A 19,859-nucleotide genomic window follows, 5' to 3' on the forward strand; every position below is an offset into this window, starting at 1 on the left:
TGATAAATTTTATATGCCCACCTGTATGTATAAGAAAAACACAACCATCTTAATCTGGATGGTTGTGTTTTTCAGGCCTTAACTTAATGACATTGCCCCCAGATAGGACAGTGAAATAAAAAACACTGTTCAGTCTGGGGGTAATTATGTCACAAAAAGGAAAAATACCAGCAGAAGAGAAGATGCGAATAGTCGAATTGTATCTCTCAGGAAAAGTAGGATATTCATCAGCGTGTCGAGAAGCAGGCGTAGATAAAGCTACTTTTAAGAAGTGGCTTAGCCGGTACAAAACGGAAGGACCATCAGGGTTTCTGCCGAAGGAGCACAACAGAATATATTCAAAGGAGACCAAGCTTTCAGCTGTTCTGGATTATCTGGCAGGGCAAGGGTCTATGTATGAGATATGTGAGAAATACGGTGTGAAGGATAAAAGGCAGCTTGGGAATTGGTTGAAGGTGTATAATCGTCATGAGGAACTCCGTGAACAGACAGGAGGAAGTCGCATGACGAGAGGCCGAGATACGACTGCAGAAGAGCGAATACAGATTGTAAAAGAATGCATATCCAATGGAAACGATTATGGGACGACAGCGCTTAAATATAAAGTTTCATACCAGCAGGTCTATACGTGGACAAGAAAATACCGTGAGATGGGAGAATCGGGGTTGGAAGATCGGCGAGGACACCGCTCTGGAACACTGCCGAGCCGAACACCTGAGGAAGAACTGAGAGACCGGATAGCTCAACTTGAACGGGAAAAATATGATCTAGAAATGGAGAATGCACTATTAAAAAAAGTGAAGGAATTGGAGAGGAGGCGACGCTGAGCTTCGTAAGGCATCAGTCGGCCTATGAAGCCGTGAGAATATTATCTGAGGATCGTTCATTTTCTGTATGGAAGCTCTGTGCCTTTTTACACATTACCCGGTCAGCATATTATCGATGGCTGACGCATCCGAAGAGCAACCGCGAGCTAGAGAACGAACGAATTGCAGACGTTGTTGAGAAGATCCACAAAGAGCATCCTGATATGGGATATCGCAGAATACGGGATGAGCTGGACAGGAGACACAACATTCATGTGAATGATAAACGTGTTCTTCAGATCGATCGTGCCCTTAATATTCAATCAACCATTAAATACAAAAGGCACGGATGCACCAGGAATGCGTCATCGCCGGAATACATAGCCAAGAACTATCTGAAACGTGAGTTCCACGCAGACGCACCAAACTCGAAATGGTTGACCGACGTGACGGAGTTTAAATACTACGTTGGGCCGGAAGTCCACAAAATATATTTGAGCGCTATCCTAGACCTGTATGATCGGCGCATTGTCGCCTATGCCATTGGTGATCGCAACGATAACAGACTCGTTTTCGATACATTTGATGCTGCCATGGCCGCCCATCCTGAAGCCCATCCGCTGTTTCATTCGGATCGTGGGTATCAGTATACAAGCCGCATTTTTCACTCGAAACTGCAGGCCGCAGGAATGAAGCAAAGCATGTCCAGAGTGGCTCGCTGTATTGATAACGGACCGATGGAAGGCTTTTGGGGTATCCTGAAGCGCGAGAGGTATTACGGGTACAAATTCACCAACCGGGAACATCTTGTTCAAGCCATTTCTGATTACATCTTCTATTATAATTATCGGCGTTTACAGCGCCGCTTGTATATTATGACGCCGATGGAGTTCCATAAGCAGTACGTAAAGGCCGCATAAAGAATTGCTACCCGCTTTTTAGACGGGTAGCAATTCAGCAAACTTCTTTCTATTTTTTCATTGTCCTCTTGACGGGGTGCACACCATTTTTGCAGGTGCTTTTAAGTTGCCTCGCAGTGCGCGGTATTATAAAAAATAGTGCCTCTATTGTTATCGATATTACGATAGAGGCATTAGTATCGTAAGCGGTGGAACACATACCGTGTGGGATAAAAAACCAAGAAGTGTACCTTACACATGAATAGTAGTTGTACCTGCCCCTTCTCCCCTCGACTGTGTTAAGTCTAAGTTCACCATGAAGAGTTAGTTAAATCTTACCGCTTAATCCTGAACGCCTTTTGCGCATTAGACAAACCCAGGCTCTAGGCGGGCTTGGGTGGTTAGAATCAAAACGGCCTGAAACCAGGGAAAGGATCTCGAAGTAGGGCTCCACAGTGTTAACAATATCTCTGGCAGTACGCTGCGGAGGACCTGGAATATCACGTTTTTCATCAGCGTTGCCAACTAGACTAAGCCACAGACCATCATCTTCTAAAAGAGAAGCTACTTTTTCAGCAAAAATCATCCGCTCCTCATCCGAATTAAATGAATGAAAACAGCCCCTGTCAAAAGCAAAGTCAAATGGAGCCCCATCGATCTTGTTGGAAAGGATGTCATTCACAATAAAGGTACATTTGACATTATCAATTGAAGCCTTCTCTACGGCCTTCTGTATTGCAATCTCTGAAGTATCAACCCCTATTACATCAAAGTTGTTTTTGGAAAGCCATATGGAGTTATTACCAGTACCGCAACCGATTTCCAGTGTTTTACAAGGATTTATGTCCATCGTGGTTACTGTCTGAATAAGGTTAAAATCAGGTCTGCCAAGATCCCAAGGAGTTTCTCCTGCTTTATATCTTTTCTTGTAACCTTCCTCTATCATGGTCATATTTTTGCCTCCTCATATAAAACCTGTGCAATTTATTATTTGTATTCTATTTTGTACACCATAAAATATGTATTTAACCTAAGAATTAGCCACCTTTTGCAGGTCTTTGCTTTTTGGGCTTTCTCTGATTATATCTAGAATTATTGGAGGCATCCACCTTAAAATAAAGTTATCTTTTAGAGTAACTGCTTAGATATTGCTAGGGTTCGATCAATCAAGGGACAAGGAGACAGGATCCTTGTCCCGCCCTTAATTTACCAAAAGGAAATCTAAATCCACAAACGAATTAACTGTAAGACTTCTGAACGCTAAAATTATTAGGAGGAGACGAAGTACAGTGAAAAAAGACCAAAAAATCTTTGCAATCATAATCAGCTTACTAATTTTATCCTCCATAGTTAACATCCAACCCGCCTATGGTATTACCCACAATTTTATCTCAGTTTCGGGAGGCCGACAATCATTCTTGGCTCTTAACTCTGACGGTAGTGTCTGGAGTTGGGGCCTCAATCAATTTGGACAACTTGGAGATGGTACTACCCATATAAGGCCCTATATGATAAAAGTCAAAGAACTTTCAGACGTTAAGGCCATAGCCGCTAGTGTTATGGGTTCATTGGCTGTTAAAGATGATGGAACAGTTTATGCTTGGGGGGCAAACTCTCTTGACCAAGATGATGGGGCGCAAGGCAATAGTTCTACCCCTATCCAAGTCCAAGGTTTAACGAATGTTAAGGCCGTTTCAGGCGGTTCCCATTCAGTAGCATTAAAAAACGATGGAACTGTATGGGCTTGGGGAAATAATGACCACGGGCAACTTGGAGACGGTTCTAATCTCTCTTCCCGCATACCGGTGCAAGTATCTAATCTATCGGATATTAGCGCCGTATCAGCCGCAGAATTTCACACCCTCGCATTAGCCAATGATGGAACCGTTTGGAGTTGGGGACACAATTCTTCGGGCCAACTGGGCAATGGTAGTAGTTACCCAGACGCACTTGATTCCTATCTTCCCGAAAAAATCGAGGGTCTCTCAAATATTGTCGCAGTATCTGCGGGACTTAGTAATTCTACTGCCCTGAAAGCGGATGGCACTGTATGGGCCTGGGGAGAAAACACTTATGGTCAATTAGGCGACGGTACCACGAATAGACAAGCGATTCCTGTTCAAGTCTCAGACTTAACTAACGTCAAAGCCATTAGCTCCGGAGGTCGTCATACGATGGCTTTGCTTGAAGACGGAACTGTATGGGTTTGGGGTATCGATAGAACCAAACCCTCAAATCACACTCCTCTTGGTTATGATATTTTGTTGAAACCGACACAAGTGCCCGGCCTCACTAAGGTTCAAGGAATTGCCGCCGGACCAAGTAATTATGCTGCCCTAACGACTACTGGTACCATTCTAACCTGGGGGGATAATATCCAAGGGATTTCGGGAAATGGAACGAACTCTAAGCTCACAATCACCCCAAGTCTTGTAGTGGACACCCTTCTTCCAGCCAGTACCCGACTTGCAGGTTACGACCGATTTGACACCTCTATTGCTATTTCTCAAAAAATGTTCCCTGCTGATTCGAGTACCAATACCGTGCTTCTTGCTACCGGCTATAATTTTCCTGATGCTTTAGCCGGAGCAAGCCTTGGTGTATTAGAAAATGCACCTCTATTGCTGATTAATCCTTATGGTGATAATCAAAAAACCATTGACGAGATAAAACGAGTGCTAATCCCAGAGGGCAAGATCTGTATACTTGGCGGAACGGCTGTTGTATCTTCCGCTCTTGAAGCTGAGCTAAATGATATTCCATATTATCACTATACTGTTCAGCGTCTTGCCGGTGTAACTAGTTATGGAACTGCAACAGAGATTGCCAAACAAATTAAGCCTTCTGGTGGTGGTGAGGTCATCATCGCAACCGGCGAGAACTTCCCAGATTCTCTATCAATCTCCCCTTATGCTTCTGCACTCGGTATCCCGATGATTCTAGTTCAAAAAAGCAACATCCCCGCTGAGCCTCTGGCCTATCTCAAAGATCTTGAACCAACAGATATTACGATTGTTGGGGGAGTGGGTGCAGTTAGTGCTTCGGTTGAGAAACAGCTCAAAGATCTTTTCCCAGATGCCAACTTCCGACGTTTTGGAGGCTTTGATCAGTATGAAACCTCTGCTATAATCGCCGATGCTCTTTTTGGCGATTATAGTCCAAATCTTTTTTTGGCAACAGGTACAAATTTTCCAGATGCTCTAGCTGGTTCTATTTTTGCCGGATCTACCTTATCACCTATCGTTTTAGTTAAACCAACCGAGATCCCTGAAAAATTAAGCTCGATCTACCTCAGCAACCTATCGATCAAGAAAATCATCGCTTTAGGTGGTACAAGTGTTGTTTCTGAAAATATATTTAAAACGTTAACATCCCCACCCCCTTTCTAAAATAGGGTAGCTTAAGTCCATCTGTAAACTATCTATAAGCAACGTGCCTCGCAGCCCAATCTCACAGTAAAAATTTCCGGACTTAAGAAAATGTGTAAATTACTTATTATTTACGGTCCTGTTCCTTCACCATCAATCCTCCAACCACTTTTATCCGATTCCTTTTTCAGTATAACAAATCTGGTTTGCTTCCCGCTATTTGAAGTAATCTCTTTATCAAATTTGAAATCTATTGTTGCCACATACTCCACAGCTCCCTTTGGATTACCTAAGCCTCTTACTTCTCGCAAACTAATAAATTTTGCTGATTTTACATTTTGTTCGCCATCGATATAGGCATTATTATAATCAGCGTTTATTAGCAGATTATTATCCATATTTGCAGCCAAATAATTACATAGATTCTGTCGAGTCAAACAGGCAAACTGCATTTTTTGATCATGGCTATTCATCGCTTTATAATACTGTTTAATGATGTCCTCAGGTTTCATTTTAGCTAATTCTATTTCTAGTTCATTATTATAATTGATATAGTCACTAATCCAATGATCCCATTCTTTATTGGTGATATCTGTTAATCTCTTTCTATCAAGTGAGCAGGCAAAGCAGTCATGTCTCCCCGCATCAATATATGCTCCAACGATTTTGTTATTGTATTTCAAAACGATTCCTCGTGAATTCATTCTTGGATTCATATAATCAGGTAAGGGCTCCCTAAGCCTGTAAATATCGACCTCTACTTCCTTCCCTAGGTATTCACTATAGTCCAGGCCGATATTTTTGGAAAGTTCGTTATTGTAAGCCCAGTATATCTTGACAGGATACTCTCCCGCATCATGTTTCAGGTTAGACGGGAGTGTCACATTCATTGAGTTGACTCGATAGTCAATCGTCCAATTATACTTTTTAAATAATTCTTCAACCTGATTGTCTATGTTAGGATCTAACTGTCTATATTCTGTAAAGTCCTTTATATACCTAAAAAAACTAAAACCAGGGTCATACTGGTGATCATCAATTTCCAAATACCCCACAGCAAAGGCTGGGTCGTCAAAGGCAAATTTGATTTCCTTTCTGCTCCCATTTCCTGCTACAAGTATTAAACTATTGTTCTTTGTTGCCATACCACTCATCTTATCAATTCTTGATTCATCCTTTATTAATTGGCTATTACCAATCATCGTTAAAATATCAGACAGTATTTTGTTATCTTCGATTTTTGCTTTATATGTACCAAACATACCCTCCGAGTCAAAATTGACATCTATCTCAACTGTATTCTTATATAGTTCTTCAAAATTGGGTATAGCAGAATTATTTATCTCGTTGACTTTGTTCCGTGCAGTCTGATTTACAATTGATATTTCCTCCGATATTTTCTCATTCTTTATTTCTGTTTCTTGAGAGCAACCTGTTAGAGTAAAAAACATACTAAGGATAAGCCACCACACTACAAAAACTTTTTTAAGCATTACACACCTCTTTTCGCCTATTATCTTGGAAATCACAGCCAAACTGTTGTATATGAACATCGCTCATACCAGTGTAAACTGCTGATTTGCTGCTGCTTCACTTTCCTTAGAGTTTCGCTGAACTTCCTACTTTTCCTTCCAGCAATCACCAGCATTTCAAAAACTATTATTAAAAGGCGTCAATCAGTCAAATGTTAACGGAAGGACTCCTAGAATTACCTTTAACTTTTCGAGTAAACAGAGGGTAATCTTGTGAGGAAGGAAATATTTTAAGAGAGGAGGTTTACCTGTGACTTGTCAAGTAAACTGAGGAGGGAATCTTGTCAAAAAAGGCAAGTTGAATGGGACGATTTAACAAACGGTATGAATGGTATTAATGCAATGATAGAAAAAGGAGACCTTTATACTGATCAATCATCCTCTAAGCCGGTCGTTAAAAAAGGAAATAGAATGTCAGTAATGGTGGCAACGGTAGAATATATCTACCATTGGTATGGTTTTGATGCTATTGAAAATGCAGAAATGGCAGCATTACAAGGGATAGTATTTCAGCAAGCAGTATATGATGTTGGTCTTCTTGCAATTCCACTTGGAATGGCCTGGACACCATCACTTCTAGCAACAGGCGTTTCAGTTTGGATTTTTGGTACTTGGGCAAATACGTGTGCTATAGGGGCTCTTGGGAATGGTGTTATTGTATTCTGTTTTGGTGATCCATCATCTCCTGGACAAACGCACTCCAAACTCTATTGCCCTTTGAGATATTGTTCCTTCTACGACCCGCCACAAGTTTAATAGCGCAAAAAAAGAACGGCGGCCGCGTGGCCGCCACTTCTCCCCTAACTGAGTGATAATATCTCCTCTGCCTTATGCTGCCGCACGTGTCAATCACTAATATTTAACGATAGGGCCCTATATTATTAGTCAATCCTGCTAAATAGCCGGAAGCACCGCCTGGCTGCTTTTAAATTCAGATTCGAATCCTGGGGAAGACTTGCCCAGTAACTCAGATCAATGTGTTTGCCAAAAGGAAGGTTATCAAATTCCCCATTTCTCATGGTTTCTTGAATTTTGCTTCAACCAGTTCTTCAAACATACTGTTCAACTCCTTCAAATCTATTAATTACCATATAAATGGGATCACACGATAAGGTGTCTTTAAGCTACTCCCTATACCCCGCTAATTTTTTACACAGCACGTCTTCTTCATTTCTTATCCGTAAGATTAATAACGGTATAATCAGTAAAGAAGGGGAGTCACTAATATCCTCATCCAGGATTACTTTATCATCACTCAGTATTGAATCGATTTGTGTTATCCGTTCCTCAAGACAACTCCTTTGTTTTTCTACTCGCACGCTGTATATTCAGTGTACCTTACCTAAAAATCACCTTCAAAGGCCCGACCACATATTCTATCCATATAGTTATGAATAAAGGATGGAAAACCGAGATGAATAGTGTGGTCAACGAACGTGCGCCCCTCGTGATTGCAGCTGAGATTAACATGCTTATAGATCACACCCATAAAACCGTGCTTATCAGTGGCTGAAAGAATCGGTCAGTTACTCCCAAAGCACCGCCACCAGACTCATGCAAATCTATAAGGAGTACGGCCCCAAACTCCTCGACTTTTCCGAAGGAAACAACAGTTCAAATTATGCAACGCTGCACAATTTGACATATTCCCAAGTCCTTATCCTCTTAGGTGTCCCGGAAGAAGAGCGGGAAATTTATTGACTTATGATCAAATTACTAGTATAGTAAACAAGTCCGTTAAATAAATAGTGGATTTTGCAAAAACCTTCTTTTGTTGCCTAAAGCACTGGGAAGCAATGAAACTTCCTTATTAGTTGCGGGTAATTAAATATTCGGAGGTTTTTATTATGTTTGAAGAAAAAGTGTTAACCTGTAAAGATTGTGGTGCTGAGTTTGTATTCTCGGCTTCGGAGCAAGAATTTTACGCAGAAAAAGGCTTTACCAACGAGCCTGGCCGTTGTCCTTCCTGCCGTGCAGCAAGAAAGCAACAAACTCGCGGTAACAGCGGCGGCTACCAACGCCAAGAACGCCAAATGTACCCAGCGGTCTGCGCTTCATGTGGCGTAGATACAATGGTACCTTTCCAGCCTAGTGGCGACAAACCGGTATATTGCCGCGATTGCTTCACACCACGCAGCCGTTACTAAGATTTAAGAGAGACCTTCTTGGGTAATTCCTGAGAAGGTCTTTTTATTCACAGGCTAATTACGCAAAAGAATATGATCTACGTCCATAACCGTAAAGGTACATTTGACATTATCAATTGAAGCCTTCTCTACGGCCTTCTGTATTGCAATCTCTGAAGTATCAACACCTATTACATCAAAGTTGTTTTTGGAAAGCCAAATGGAGTTATTACCAGTACCGCAACCGATTTCCAGTGTTTTACAAGGATTTATGTCCATCGCGGTTACTGTCTGAATAAGGTTAATATCAGGTCTGCCAAGATCCCAAGGAGTTTCTCCTGCTTTATATCTTTTCTTGTAACCTTCCTCTATTATGGTCATACTTTTACCTCCTCATATAAAACCTGTGCAATTTATTATTTGTATTCTATTTTGTACACCATAAAATATGTATTTAACCTAAGAATTAGCCACCTTTTGCAGGTCTTTGCTTTTTGGGCTTTCTTTGATTATATCTAGAATTATTGGAGTCATCTACCTTAAAATAAAGTTATGTCTAGTCAACATCTTTTTAAATTGCCTTATAGGGACAATGCATGGAGTGCTTGGTTGAAGCATAAAAAAACTGACGTGTTGCAAGCACGTCAGTCCAGCAGATTGTCAAGCTAGGTCCCTCTTTCTATTCAGTAATCAGACTTTCTACATCGTAAAGCCTTGGTGCCTTTATGCCGTACTTTCTGGCTTCTGAAATAACTTCCTTTACGGCATAACCAACTTTAGTGTGGTTATGCGCTACAAGAGCATAGGTCATGCTTTTAGGTGAAAAAATAACGTTACTCATAAGAAATCCAATAGCTCTCGATGGTAGGTTGCTCATCACTTTTGTCATAACATCAAGTTTTGAGCCTTTTGCTTTCAAAACTTGGATAAGTTCTTTCATATTACGACCTATTCCAACGAGAGCTTCAGGTGAAGAAATTACGTTTTCAAAACTGCCACTTTTTAAGACTTCGACTTCCATTGCAGCGTTTAAGGCGAAGTGATTCCAGAGCCAACTTTGCAGGTCCTTTTGAACCATTATCTTGAAGCCTGTCCCAACAAAAAGCTTGCGAACCTCTAAATCTCTTTGGGTAGGCTCGGATTCAAATGTTCCAAACTGCACTGTCTTGTAAAGCCCACCGTAAAGAGTGTTTCCTTCAAATCCACCGCCGGCACCGGGGAAGCCCCAAACAATTTGACTGAGGGGAATCGGCTGAACAGCTGATTGAGGGTCTTGCCAAAAGTTATTGAAAAACAGAACTGTTGCATTTCCAACTCGTGGCGCAAGGTACTCTACCACACTTGATACTTGCTCGGGGTTGACACTCATAAAAATCAGGTCATAGTCGTGATTTTCCTTTATTTCTTCATGTGTTACAATAGGCCAGTTTTCTTTGACTAACCGGTCTTTTCTGCTTCGCCTTACATCCCATAGTTCTAAGTTTACATGTGAACCATATTGTGCCTTCCGACCTTCACGAACATAAAACTCAACAGTATGGCCTGCCTTTTCAAACGCCCAAGCGTACAGGGTCCCTATAACACCGCGACCAAAAAATAGTATTTTCATAAAGCATCCTCCCGAATGATCACGTGTTGATTTTTCAACAAGTGTTTGATATTCTTAGCATACTGATACGTGGAGAGAATTTCAATAGTTACATTCGTTCCAACTGTTGAGAACTGAACACATTGCGCTAATTTGTTGAATATCTGGAGGAACACTTTGTGGATAGAAGAATTCAAAAAACAAGGCAGTTGATTATGAATACCTTCCTCGACCTTTTGGCTGAAAAGGGATTTGAGAAAATAACCATTAGTGACATTGCCGAACGCGCAAACATAAACCGAGGGACTGTTTATCTACATTACGTGGATAAATTCGACTTGCTTGACAAGTGCATTGAAACATATGTTGAGTTGCTACTAAATCACTGTGCCAATAGTACTGATACCAATCTAAGCGCAAGCGCATTTCAAAGCGTATTTGAATATTTGGAGAAAAATTTTACAATATACAAGTTGCTGCTTAGCAATGAGGGCGTTGGATTTTTCCGCAGCCGCTTATATGACATCATTGCGCAAACAGTAACCGAGGTTATCGGTATAAAGCCAGAAAACAACGCCTTTTCAAATGGTATAACCACTCATTTTTTGACTTCAGGGTTTATTGGCGTATTGGAATGGTGGATTAATAATTCTATGCCCTGCAATGTTCAGGAAATTACTGAGCAACTTATGTTTTTGCTAGAACCATACACCAAGCGCTTTGTATCACTCTAGCCAAATTTGCCGTTAGGGTTCTCAGCTAACTACTTCTTTAATTGAATCCGACCTTTCACCAAAGCATGTTTCCCTGCAAAAAGAATTGATTTCATTTTTTTCTCTTCAGTGTTGCCCTGTGTGACCCGGTTGCATATTTTACAGTCCGTGGGTATAATATTATAAAAGGACTGACGTGTTGCAATCACGCCAGCCCGGCAGCTTGTCTAACCGTACGGTTAGCCCGAATTGGAGTTATAAGAAATAACCGCCATCCTAGCCTGGGGCGGTTATTTCTTCTTCATGATCATAACAACGAGTGTAGCAAATGCAATCATTAAATACATCGCCTCAACCATTGAGATCATCCTGCCACCCCCTTTCTAAAAGGGTGTGGCTAACCGTCCCACGACAACCTGTTGCAAGTATTATAGCATAATCTTCCAGACAAAATGATGAAACTTATCCCTGACTATTCACAGGGTTCAGACCGCCTCAATAACACGAGGCGGTCTATTTGTTCAACACCCAGGCAATTTCTCCTTCAAAGGCCCGACCACATATTCTATCCATATATGGATAAAGGATGGAAAACCGAGATGAATAATGTGGTCAACGAACGTACGCCCCTTGTGATTGCTGCTGAGATTAACATGCTTAAAGAACACACCCATAAAACCGTGCTTATCAACTCCGTTGAGATCGGCCGGCGTCTGACAGAAGCCAAGGCAATGCTTAAGCATGGGGAATGGGGCCAGTGGCTGAAAGAATCAGTCAGTTACTCCCAAAGCACCGCCACCAGACTCATGCAAATGTATAAGGAGTACGGCCCCAAACTCCTCGACGTTTCCGAAGGAAACAACAGCTCAAATTATGCAGCGCTGCACAATTTGACTTACACCCAAGCCCTTATCCTCTTAGGTGTCCCGGAAGAAGAGCGGGAGAAATTCGTTGAAGACAATGCAATTGATAATATGTCCACCCGGGAGCTGCAGCAGACAGTCAACGAAAAGAACCAGGCGATTGAGGACAGAGATCAGGCCCAAGCAGAAAAAGCTCAGGCCATTGAGGAGAAAGAAAGCCTTAAAAAAGAGCTGGACGGCAAAGACAGGGAAATTGCCCGCTAAGCCATAACCAATTCTTTGGCTTTTACGGCGGCACTACCAGCATCGGGGGCAAAACCATCAGCTCCGGTTGTTGCTGCAAATTCTGAGGTAATAGGCGCGCCACCGACGATGACCTTGAATCCTGTCAATCCGCTTGCTTTGATGGTTTGAACGGAGTCTTTCATGGCCACCATGGTTGTTGTAAGCAGTCCTGACAGGGCTACTAAGGTGACGTTATCATTTGCTTTGATACCCTCAATAAATTTAGCGGCCGATACATCTACACCTAGGTCAACCACTTTAAATCCTGCACTTTCGATCATCATGGCAACCAGATTTTTGCCGATGTCATGGAGATCGCCTTCAACGGTACCAATAATGCAGGTACCTAAAGTAGAGGCACTCCCGCCAACGAGTAACGGTTTTAATACTTCGACCCCCTTAGACATGGCTTTCGCAGCCATTAACATTTCAGGCACGTAAACTTCCCCTGCTGAGAATTTATCACCCACGGTGCCCATGGAAGCAATCATTGCCTGAAGAATGTCTTGCACTCCGTTTCCATCATTTAATGCTTCCTGTACCAATCCTGGTACGAGTTTCGCTTTTCCTGCCTCTAACATTGCTTTTACTTCTTCAATCTTTGACATTTCTTAAGTCCTCCCTATTTGTCAATTTTGGTACGAGAATATTTCAAATTCAATTTTTTTCCATCCCAGCGTTCATCGCTAGTACGATGAATGCCTGATTCACGAGCCTTCTAGCAGGAAGATTAAATGAAATATTGCTTAAGCCCCCTGTCACGTGGATGTCTGGATATTGAGCTATCTAAATGGGCTAAATTGGGCAGTGGCACCAGGATAGTCCACAACACTCTGGAGATCTAGGCTGGCCTGATTTATTTGTTTGCAGAACTCTGGTAAAAACTCATTCCATATTTGAAATGTTCTTCTATAAAAGGTTCGGCAAAGGAAGCAAAAGCTACACCCATAGGAAAAGCTACGTAGCTTCCTCCCGGAGCTAATAAATCAACAGCTCTTCTGTATTCTGCTTTTATCCCTTCAGGGGTTGAATCCGATCTTTCAAAAGCGTCTTGATTATTAAATCCGCCTACAAACGTTAATTTTTTACCATATTCTATTTTTAATTTCCCCGCATTTATATTGCATACCTGAATAGGATCAAGGGCATCCACACCGATTTCAACAAGATCCGGAATGATGGGTTCAATAAATCCGCAGCTGTGATGTTCATAGATCATCCCGGCTTCATGGCATGCTTTGACTATTCTTGCTAGTTCCGGCTTAATTAATTTCCTCCAGGTATCAGGGGACATGAACATTCTGTCATTTGTGCCATAATCATCATGAAACATAATAACGTCCAAATCGTAATATTTGCCTATTTTCTTAAGATACTCTATTTTCCAGTCTGCCATGGCTTTGAAATATTCGCGGCACTCCTCCGGCTCGGCAGCTATCGCCATAAGGGCGTTTTGAAATCCCATACAAGCATGCAGTCTTTCAAAGGGGCCGTTTAAGATCATAGCCAATCGCAGGAGATCTTTTTTATCTTCATCATAAATTGAAGAACCATCTTCATTGGGGGTAATACCTTTCCCTGTCAGTAAACCAAAAAAATCACTATGTGCATCAATATCTGCCTGTTTCACCCAGTCAATTGCCTCAAGATCAGGAAATTGAAGTTTATCACGCCACTCGGTAATATCCTCGAATAAATGAACACCCGGTGTCGGCATTGGAGCATTTATTGGAGCTGGCTCAAATGTCCAATCGCAGCCCCAATAATCTTTTCCTCGTGTAATACCTGTGTAACGTTCCAAATCAGGACAACACTGGATCATTGAGAAATCCGTCAGAAAACAAGGAACATAATCCGGAGTTTCATGTCTATACGCCTTTAAAGCATTTTCTCGTTTGGTCATCATTACAAATACCTCCTGAAACCATTTTTTTTATTTTCATAATGTTATAAAAATGGTAACATGTTGATATTCGCTGAACTATATTCAATAGTATCGAATTAGTAAGCAGGTAGAGACTTCAATTTGTAACAAAGTAACAAATTGATAAAACAAGAGGATATGTATATGAAATTAAGCATGTGGATTTTGTCTGACTGGCTGAAAGATTATAAGCCAAAAACAAGAATCATCCATGGAGATCCTGTTCTTAAAAATGTCAGATTGTTTTCCTGCGCTAAAGCTACCCAAAAATCAAATGTTTATATTGGCCGTGCCAAGGATATACTGGGCAGCGAGGAAAATAAGGTAATCTGTGTTAACGGACAAGATATGATTTTTCTTGAAACAGAAGACCTGGGGCAAGTGTTAACTGAGATATTAAACGCATTTGACTATTATAATGACTGGTTTGAACAACTGCAGGAACGGATTACGAGTGGTTGTTCACTTCAGTATCTTATAGATTGCGCCAGAAATTTCTTTGACGAAATAATTTCAATGGCTGATCCCGGTTATTCAAACATTACCTTAAGTATACCTGCGGACATGGACATGTCCGGTGATTTTTATGAAGATATGCTGCGTAATAAAGCAATGCAGCAGCTTGACATAATTATGGAGATAAATCGGGACAGCAGGATACGTGAAGTAAACAGAAGGGACGCCTATATCATCGACAGTAAACTGCTGCCCTGCAGACTTATCTGCGCAAATCTTGTCTGTAATAGCCAACATTTAGGTTGGATATCTATGCTGGAACGAAATCATCCTAACACCCAAGGGCGGATGGATATTTTTTCGGCTTATGCCAGGACTCTCGAATCCTGGCTTAGCTGCAACAAAACTCAGAACGAATTTAAATCCTACCAGCAATTCTTTCTCGATTTACTTAACGGACGCCCCGGAACAGAATCAACCATAAATCAGCATTTTCAGGCTATTGGATGGGATCCTTCCGATGATAAAATGATTGTAAGTATCAATTGCATTATCAAGAAAGATATCATGCTCACCATTACAAGACGAATAGAAAATTGGTTTCCTGCCTGTTTAGGTGTTTTTTATGAAGATCGGATTGTGGTCATTTGCAATCTTGCATTAATGAATAAATCTGATTTTATGCGAAAATTTAAAGAGATAGCTGAATCCTGCGATTGTTTCTGCGGGATCAGTTACCTCTTTAATGATACTACGCAAGCACCACTCTATTTTGAGCAAACAATCGTTGCAGAAAAATACGGAAGTCAGGAATCTGGCAGTCTGAACGAATGTTCCGATCATGTCATTGCCTATGGACTTGACATAATTAAACAAAATGTCCAAACTGATATTAAACACCCTGCAATTAAAAAACTTCAAAAATACGATAAAGATACGAACTCTGATCTTACCGGAACACTAAAAACTTTCCTTGAGAATGAACGAAATTACACAAAAACAGCAAATATCCTCTCCATCCATAAGAATTCATTGAAATACAGACTTTCAAGGATTGATGACTTAACCGATATTGACTTAGATTCTTATAATATAAGGTTACATCTGCTGCTTTCGTTTTATCTCAATTACGAATCAACCCAATAGTACTAACTCCGTATAAACGAAAACTGCGACTTCATTCTTCTGGGGCAATCCAGAATTTTGCGGTTCGATCATGAAGTAGTCTTGATCATGTCCCAACTGTCGATATGCTCGGCAGTTGGGCTTTTTCGAGCAAAACTTCCGATTGCGCCCTTTGAGAACCGTCCCCTGCACCCTCGGTTCTCACTGCCTTCATCTTATGGAGGGAAACATCGGAATTGAATATCTTCAAAATAGATTACAAACTGTGACAAGCAGCCTTGCCATTCTCTGATTGGCATTGTCCATATCTTAGATGCTTCTACAGTGGCCAAATAGATGATTTTTCTTAGAGCATCATCGGTTGGATAAGCAGTTTTTGTTTTGGTTACTTTTCTTAACTGACGATGATGTACCTCATCTAAAAATCACCTTCAAAGGCCCGACCACATATTCTATCCATATATGGATAAAGGATGGAAAACCGAGATGAATAATGTGGTCAATGAACGTACGCCCCTCGTAATTGCAGCTGAGATTAACATGCTTAAAGAACACACCCATAAAACCGTGCTTATCAACTCAGTTGAGATCGGCCGGCGTCTGACAGAAGCCAAGGCAATGCTTAAGCATGGGGAATGGGGCCAGTGGCTGAAAGAATCAGTCAGTTACTCCCAAAGCACCGCCACCAGACTCATGCAAACGTATAAGGAGTACGGCCCCAAACTCCTCGACGTTTCCGAAGGAAACAACAACTCAAATTGTGCAGCGCTGCACAATTTGACTTACACCCAAGCCCTTATCCTCTTAGGTGTCCCGGAAGAAGAGCGGGAGAAATTTGTTGAAGACAATGCCATTGAAAATATGTCCACCCGGGAGCTGCAGCAAACAGTCAACGAAAAGAACCAGGCGATTGAGGACAGAGATCAGGCCCGAGCGGAAAAAGCTCAGGCCATTGAGGAGAAAGAAAGCCTTAAAAAGAAACTGGACGGCAAAGACATGGAAATTGCCCGCTTAAGCAACCAGACCCAAGATCTGGCGAAACAGGCGGAGGACTTTAAACTAAAGTATCAAAAGGAGCTTGATAAAGTCGCTGAAACTCAGCCGGAACTGAAGGAAGTTACAGAAGCGGTTCCCTCAGCCGAGAAAATCAGCGAGCTGGAAGAACAGCTCAAAACGGCACAGGCCAAAAACTCTAGCATACCCTACGACGCCCAATTTTCCATTCACCGCGAAAACATCCGCAAGACCTTTGAAGAGCTGCTAAGAAGTCTTACCGCCTTAGCCAAAATAGACCCGAAACAAAAAGAAATAAACCGGGCAACTGCCCAGGAAATGCTACAAAACATGGTTAATATGCTAAAAGAATGGCCTCCCGCTATCAAGACAAATTTACGGATTAATAATTAAGATCTTGCAATGTTCATGGTAAGACCTTCAGAAATCATCAGAAATAAACCCTATGTGACCTGGTTGCATATTTTACAATCTATGGATATAATATTAAATAAGGACTGACATGTTGCTAGCATGCCAGCCCGGCAGATTGTCTAACCGAAGGGTTAGCCAGAATCAGAGGTTATAAGAAATAACCGCAGTCCTTGGAAGGGGCGGTTATTTCTTTTTCATGATCATAACAACGAGTGTAGCAAATGCAATCATTAGATACATCGCCTCAACCATTGAGATCATCCTACCACCCCCTTTCTAAAAGGGTGTGGCCAACCGTCCCTCGACAATCTGTTGCAAGTACTATAACATAATCTTCCAGACAAAAAGATAAAACTTATCCCTGACTATTCCAGGGCTCAGGCCGCCTCATAAAAAAAATGAGGCGGCCTGATTTGTTCCTTTATCAACTACTTACTTACATTTTTCTTCCTGCGTAGCGAGACCAAACATAGCATTAAATTGCTATCATTGCGGCTACACCTTCGAGCTGTGTCTTAATTTCAGTCCATTCAGCACCTAGATCGAGTGTTTTAACACTTATCTGATTCCCCCCCATCAGGTAGTCGTTACGGCCGATAATCTTTTTTATGCCTTTCTTGACGAAAATGATGTCACCAATTTTGATTTCATTAGCAAACTGCCAGGTTGCGTGTCCAGTGTTCTTATAGGAGTATTCTTTGCCGTAAATGACTTTCATTTTTTCTTTCATGGATTCCTTAGTAGGGTATTGCTTAAAATCTCCCAATTCATCCCAGCCAATGCCCATAATACCATTGTCATAGAATTCATTCCACATATTGGAGCCTTCACCTGGAGCATACATCCAATAAAGCCTCTTGTCTGACTGGTTTTGCATAGTTGTAGGATCTGGATTTCCTTCACGACGCTCCTTAAGAATATTAACCCATTTGAAGAAGATCTCACTAGCCATTTCATCTGTCAGCTCCACTTCCATACCTTTGGGAGTGAGTGTCCAGACTCCTCTGACGGACTTATCAATCAAATCTTCATAAGCTAAATAATTCCTAGCCCAAGCAACCTCGTTGGCAAATTTTTTACCCCCTGTTTTTCCTCTTGTTTCAGTAACAACATCGCTACCTAAATTGAGGTCTCGGGCAATTTGATCGCGAGCTTTCTCGGGAGTTGCCGATCCACCCAATTCTCTTAAAGCATTAATTAGCGGTGCGAACCACTGAATAAAGCTAGCTTTTGATACCTTTACTTCGTCTATCGCTGTACCATCATACTCTGCCAAGAATTTCGAGTACAAAGCAAGGGCATTTGAGTAGGCTTTATTACCAGCTGAGTCAACATCTTTAAAATTGGGAGCCGAAATAATCTGATTGTACACTTGAGCAAATTCGGCTGAAGAACTGTAGTAAAATAGATCCGTATGTTCAAGATCGCTTAATTTAAGTTTAATGGTGGAATTCTTTAGGGCATTGGAATATGAACTAATAGTTCCTGATTTATATAGATCGCCATTAGACTTTTTTTGCTTACTCATCCAATTTTGGAATGCTGTCTTTAAATAGGCATTGGTCATCAACTTATCTCCCATTCAGGTTATTGTATTTTTCATCTGCTTCACCTTATTCAGCTAGTCTCTTTAACTCCTCAGAGAAACAGAGAATTGTTGACTATACAAAATTAGAATATATCGCCCAATGCTTTGAGCATTGAAATTATTTTACCACCCAATTTCAAAAAGGGTCTGCTAACTGTGATTCACCTTACTATATATAAGGTTTAATTTCCTCATAAGGCGAGGCGGCCTAATTATCAATCAAGTAATTGTTTTCTCAAAATATAGCTCTGGCAAAACAATTCTAACCTCGACCTCAGTGTTTTCTTTCTGCCAGTAGACAATAAAGCGTATTTTGGCTGTTTTCGGCACATAATTCTTTTGCCTCATCGACTCTATTTGTTTTAAAAATCTATGAGAGAATTTAAGAACTGCCTGGCCCTTGGAATTATAGCAGCCGTTCCCATTAACACCAAGGGACTCTCCACTATTCAAATCCTTAATCAGAGGTCGGCAGTAGAGGAAAAAATCCAATTGGACATCTCGATGGGATAATTGCATCACCAATTCTTGAGGCGGAAGATAGGTGTAAGAATCAGCTATCACTTGCATATCCTCAACTTTGATGGAATTTAAGTAGTTCCCGTTATCATAAAACGTCAGGTTGTTTTTTGCCCTGGTCATAGCAACATAAAGCTGGCGTTTAGCTTCATTCGTTCCGGGGTCAAATTGGTCCAGCATCAGAAAGACATTGTCAAACTCCCGACCTTTAGCCTTGTGGATGGTGGACACAAAGATCGTTTCCATATTTTCGCCTACGAAATCTTCCAAAGCGGATTCACGGATAAAAATCTCCAGGTCAGATTTGTACTTATACTTCGGATTAGTGGCCTCAAAATCTTTAATCAGATTCAGACAACTCTCTAAATTTAAGCTGCCGCTAAACCGCTCTGCCAGTCGACCCTTGGCATTTTCCCAAAGATCATCACTGATAATATAAACATCCTCTGCCAAATTAAGGCGAATCAGAAAATACCGGATTTCCAAAAGGTTATAGAGGTTAAACCCTTCATTGGACTGAATCAGCTTAGCCTGCCTGCCCTTCTGTGAATGGTAAAATAAACTGATCGGTTTTCGGACAGGAAAACGGATCGGAATTTGGCCACAAACTGATCGCTTTCATCTTGAAATAATACAACT

At 41.3% G+C, this 19,859-nt stretch carries 18 protein-coding genes and 3 pseudogenes; 10 read left to right on the forward strand and 11 right to left on the reverse strand.

Annotation, left to right across the window (positions count from 1 at the left end; all coding sequences use genetic code 11):
* Positions 1–146 precede the first annotated feature (146 nt).
* On the forward strand, positions 147–827 hold the full coding sequence (locus BLS16_RS24120) for a helix-turn-helix domain-containing protein (RefSeq protein WP_092335781.1): 681 nt from the start codon (positions 147–149) through the stop codon (positions 825–827).
* Complete coding sequence (locus BLS16_RS24125; RefSeq protein WP_282433787.1) at positions 824–1,726, forward strand: IS3 family transposase; 903 nt, start codon at positions 824–826, stop codon at positions 1,724–1,726. Before BLS16_RS24120 ends, BLS16_RS24125 begins: the two co-directional genes overlap by 4 nt.
* Before the next feature lie 307 nt (positions 1,727–2,033).
* Here BLS16_RS24125 and BLS16_RS22200 read toward each other — a convergent pair whose 3' ends face one another.
* Positions 2,034–2,651 carry a class I SAM-dependent methyltransferase gene (locus BLS16_RS22200; RefSeq protein ID WP_092335792.1) on the reverse strand — a complete coding sequence of 206 codons (618 nt, stop codon included), beginning with the start codon at positions 2,649–2,651 and terminating at the stop codon, positions 2,034–2,036.
* A 343-nt stretch (positions 2,652–2,994) separates the two neighbouring features.
* Between BLS16_RS22200 and BLS16_RS22205 the strand changes: the two genes are divergently transcribed.
* Complete coding sequence (locus BLS16_RS22205; RefSeq protein ID WP_092335783.1) at positions 2,995–5,094, forward strand: RCC1 domain-containing protein; 2,100 nt, start codon at positions 2,995–2,997, stop codon at positions 5,092–5,094.
* Between the two features lie 110 nt (positions 5,095–5,204).
* Here the strand turns inward: BLS16_RS22205 and BLS16_RS22210 are convergent, their stop codons facing one another.
* Positions 5,205–6,566, reverse strand: coding sequence for a DUF4830 domain-containing protein (locus BLS16_RS22210; protein WP_176786268.1), 1,362 nt, complete (start codon positions 6,564–6,566; stop codon positions 5,205–5,207).
* Between the two features lie 294 nt (positions 6,567–6,860).
* Here BLS16_RS22210 and BLS16_RS22215 point away from each other — a divergent pair, with 294 nt between their 5' ends.
* From BLS16_RS22215 to BLS16_RS22230, 3 genes and pseudogenes are all read left to right on the forward strand, one after another.
* Positions 6,861–7,361 (forward strand): hypothetical protein, encoded by a 501-nt coding sequence (locus BLS16_RS22215; RefSeq protein WP_092335785.1) that lies wholly within the window; start codon positions 6,861–6,863, stop codon positions 7,359–7,361.
* A 712-nt stretch (positions 7,362–8,073) separates the two neighbouring features.
* Positions 8,074–8,297: pseudogene (locus tag BLS16_RS24925) on the forward strand (DUF3102 domain-containing protein); the annotation flags it as partial.
* Positions 8,298–8,452: 155 nt separating this feature from the next.
* A complete protein-coding gene (locus tag BLS16_RS22230) occupies positions 8,453–8,752 on the forward strand; it encodes a zinc-ribbon domain containing protein (protein WP_034601450.1) in 300 nt (99 codons plus the stop codon).
* Between the two features lie 54 nt (positions 8,753–8,806).
* On the opposite strand, the gene BLS16_RS22235 is transcribed toward BLS16_RS22230, so the two are convergent.
* Together BLS16_RS22235 and BLS16_RS22240 are read right to left on the reverse strand one after the other, a co-directional pair.
* Positions 8,807–9,112, reverse strand: a complete 306-nt coding sequence (locus tag BLS16_RS22235; RefSeq protein ID WP_242876405.1) for a class I SAM-dependent methyltransferase — start codon at positions 9,110–9,112, stop codon at positions 8,807–8,809.
* Between the two features lie 298 nt (positions 9,113–9,410).
* Complete coding sequence (locus BLS16_RS22240) at positions 9,411–10,340, reverse strand: ketopantoate reductase family protein (protein ID WP_092335786.1); 930 nt, start codon at positions 10,338–10,340, stop codon at positions 9,411–9,413.
* Positions 10,341–10,498: 158 nt separating this feature from the next.
* Here BLS16_RS22240 and BLS16_RS22245 point away from each other — a divergent pair, with 158 nt between their 5' ends.
* Positions 10,499–11,053, forward strand: coding sequence for a TetR/AcrR family transcriptional regulator (locus BLS16_RS22245; RefSeq protein ID WP_242876406.1), 555 nt, complete (start codon positions 10,499–10,501; stop codon positions 11,051–11,053).
* Between the two features lie 554 nt (positions 11,054–11,607).
* Positions 11,608–12,159 carry a DUF3102 domain-containing protein gene (locus BLS16_RS22250; RefSeq protein WP_242876407.1) on the forward strand — a complete coding sequence of 184 codons (552 nt, stop codon included), beginning with the start codon at positions 11,608–11,610 and terminating at the stop codon, positions 12,157–12,159.
* On the opposite strand, the gene BLS16_RS22255 is transcribed toward BLS16_RS22250, so the two are convergent.
* The 3 genes and pseudogenes from BLS16_RS22255 to BLS16_RS22260 all read right to left on the reverse strand — a co-directional run bounded on the left by BLS16_RS22255 (position 12,156) and on the right by BLS16_RS22260 (position 14,086).
* Positions 12,156–12,788 (reverse strand): cobalamin-dependent protein, encoded by a 633-nt coding sequence (locus tag BLS16_RS22255; RefSeq protein ID WP_092335787.1) that lies wholly within the window; start codon positions 12,786–12,788, stop codon positions 12,156–12,158. The genes BLS16_RS22250 and BLS16_RS22255 overlap by 4 nt on opposite strands.
* Before the next feature lie 58 nt (positions 12,789–12,846).
* Positions 12,847–12,963: pseudogene (locus BLS16_RS24495) on the reverse strand (methyltetrahydrofolate cobalamin methyltransferase); the annotation flags it as partial.
* Positions 12,964–13,036: 73 nt separating this feature from the next.
* Entirely contained in the window at positions 13,037–14,086 is a 1,050-nt protein-coding gene (locus BLS16_RS22260) for a uroporphyrinogen decarboxylase family protein (RefSeq protein ID WP_092335788.1), read from the reverse strand.
* 162 nt (positions 14,087–14,248) lie between these two features.
* Here BLS16_RS22260 and BLS16_RS22265 point away from each other — a divergent pair, with 162 nt between their 5' ends.
* Positions 14,249–15,706, forward strand: coding sequence for a PucR family transcriptional regulator (locus BLS16_RS22265; protein WP_176786269.1), 1,458 nt, complete (start codon positions 14,249–14,251; stop codon positions 15,704–15,706).
* Positions 15,707–15,791: 85 nt separating this feature from the next.
* Here BLS16_RS22265 and BLS16_RS23920 read toward each other — a convergent pair whose 3' ends face one another.
* Together BLS16_RS23920 and BLS16_RS22270 are read right to left on the reverse strand one after the other, a co-directional pair.
* Positions 15,792–15,935 carry a hypothetical protein gene (locus BLS16_RS23920; RefSeq protein ID WP_176786270.1) on the reverse strand — a complete coding sequence of 48 codons (144 nt, stop codon included), beginning with the start codon at positions 15,933–15,935 and terminating at the stop codon, positions 15,792–15,794.
* Positions 15,901–16,101, reverse strand: a pseudogene (locus tag BLS16_RS22270) (hypothetical protein); the annotation flags it as partial. The pseudogene BLS16_RS22270 and the gene BLS16_RS23920, both read right to left, overlap by 35 nt.
* A gap of 70 nt (positions 16,102–16,171) precedes the next feature.
* On the opposite strand from BLS16_RS22270, the gene BLS16_RS22275 reads away from it, so the two are divergent.
* Complete coding sequence (locus BLS16_RS22275; protein ID WP_092335790.1) at positions 16,172–17,092, forward strand: DUF3102 domain-containing protein; 921 nt, start codon at positions 16,172–16,174, stop codon at positions 17,090–17,092.
* 496 nt (positions 17,093–17,588) lie between these two features.
* On the opposite strand, the gene BLS16_RS22280 is transcribed toward BLS16_RS22275, so the two are convergent.
* The gene (locus BLS16_RS22280; protein ID WP_092335791.1) at positions 17,589–18,695 is read right to left on the reverse strand and encodes a winged helix-turn-helix domain-containing protein; all 1,107 of its coding nucleotides are present in this window, start codon (positions 18,693–18,695) and stop codon (positions 17,589–17,591) included.
* Positions 18,696–18,920: 225 nt separating this feature from the next.
* Positions 18,921–19,706, reverse strand: a complete 786-nt coding sequence (locus BLS16_RS22285; RefSeq protein WP_242876408.1) for a 3'-5' exonuclease — start codon at positions 19,704–19,706, stop codon at positions 18,921–18,923.
* Positions 19,707–19,859: the final 153 nt, after the last annotated feature.

It is taken from the genome of Desulfosporosinus hippei DSM 8344 (genome assembly GCF_900100785.1).
Taxonomy (GTDB): Bacteria; Bacillota; Desulfitobacteriia; order Desulfitobacteriales; family Desulfitobacteriaceae; genus Desulfosporosinus; species Desulfosporosinus hippei.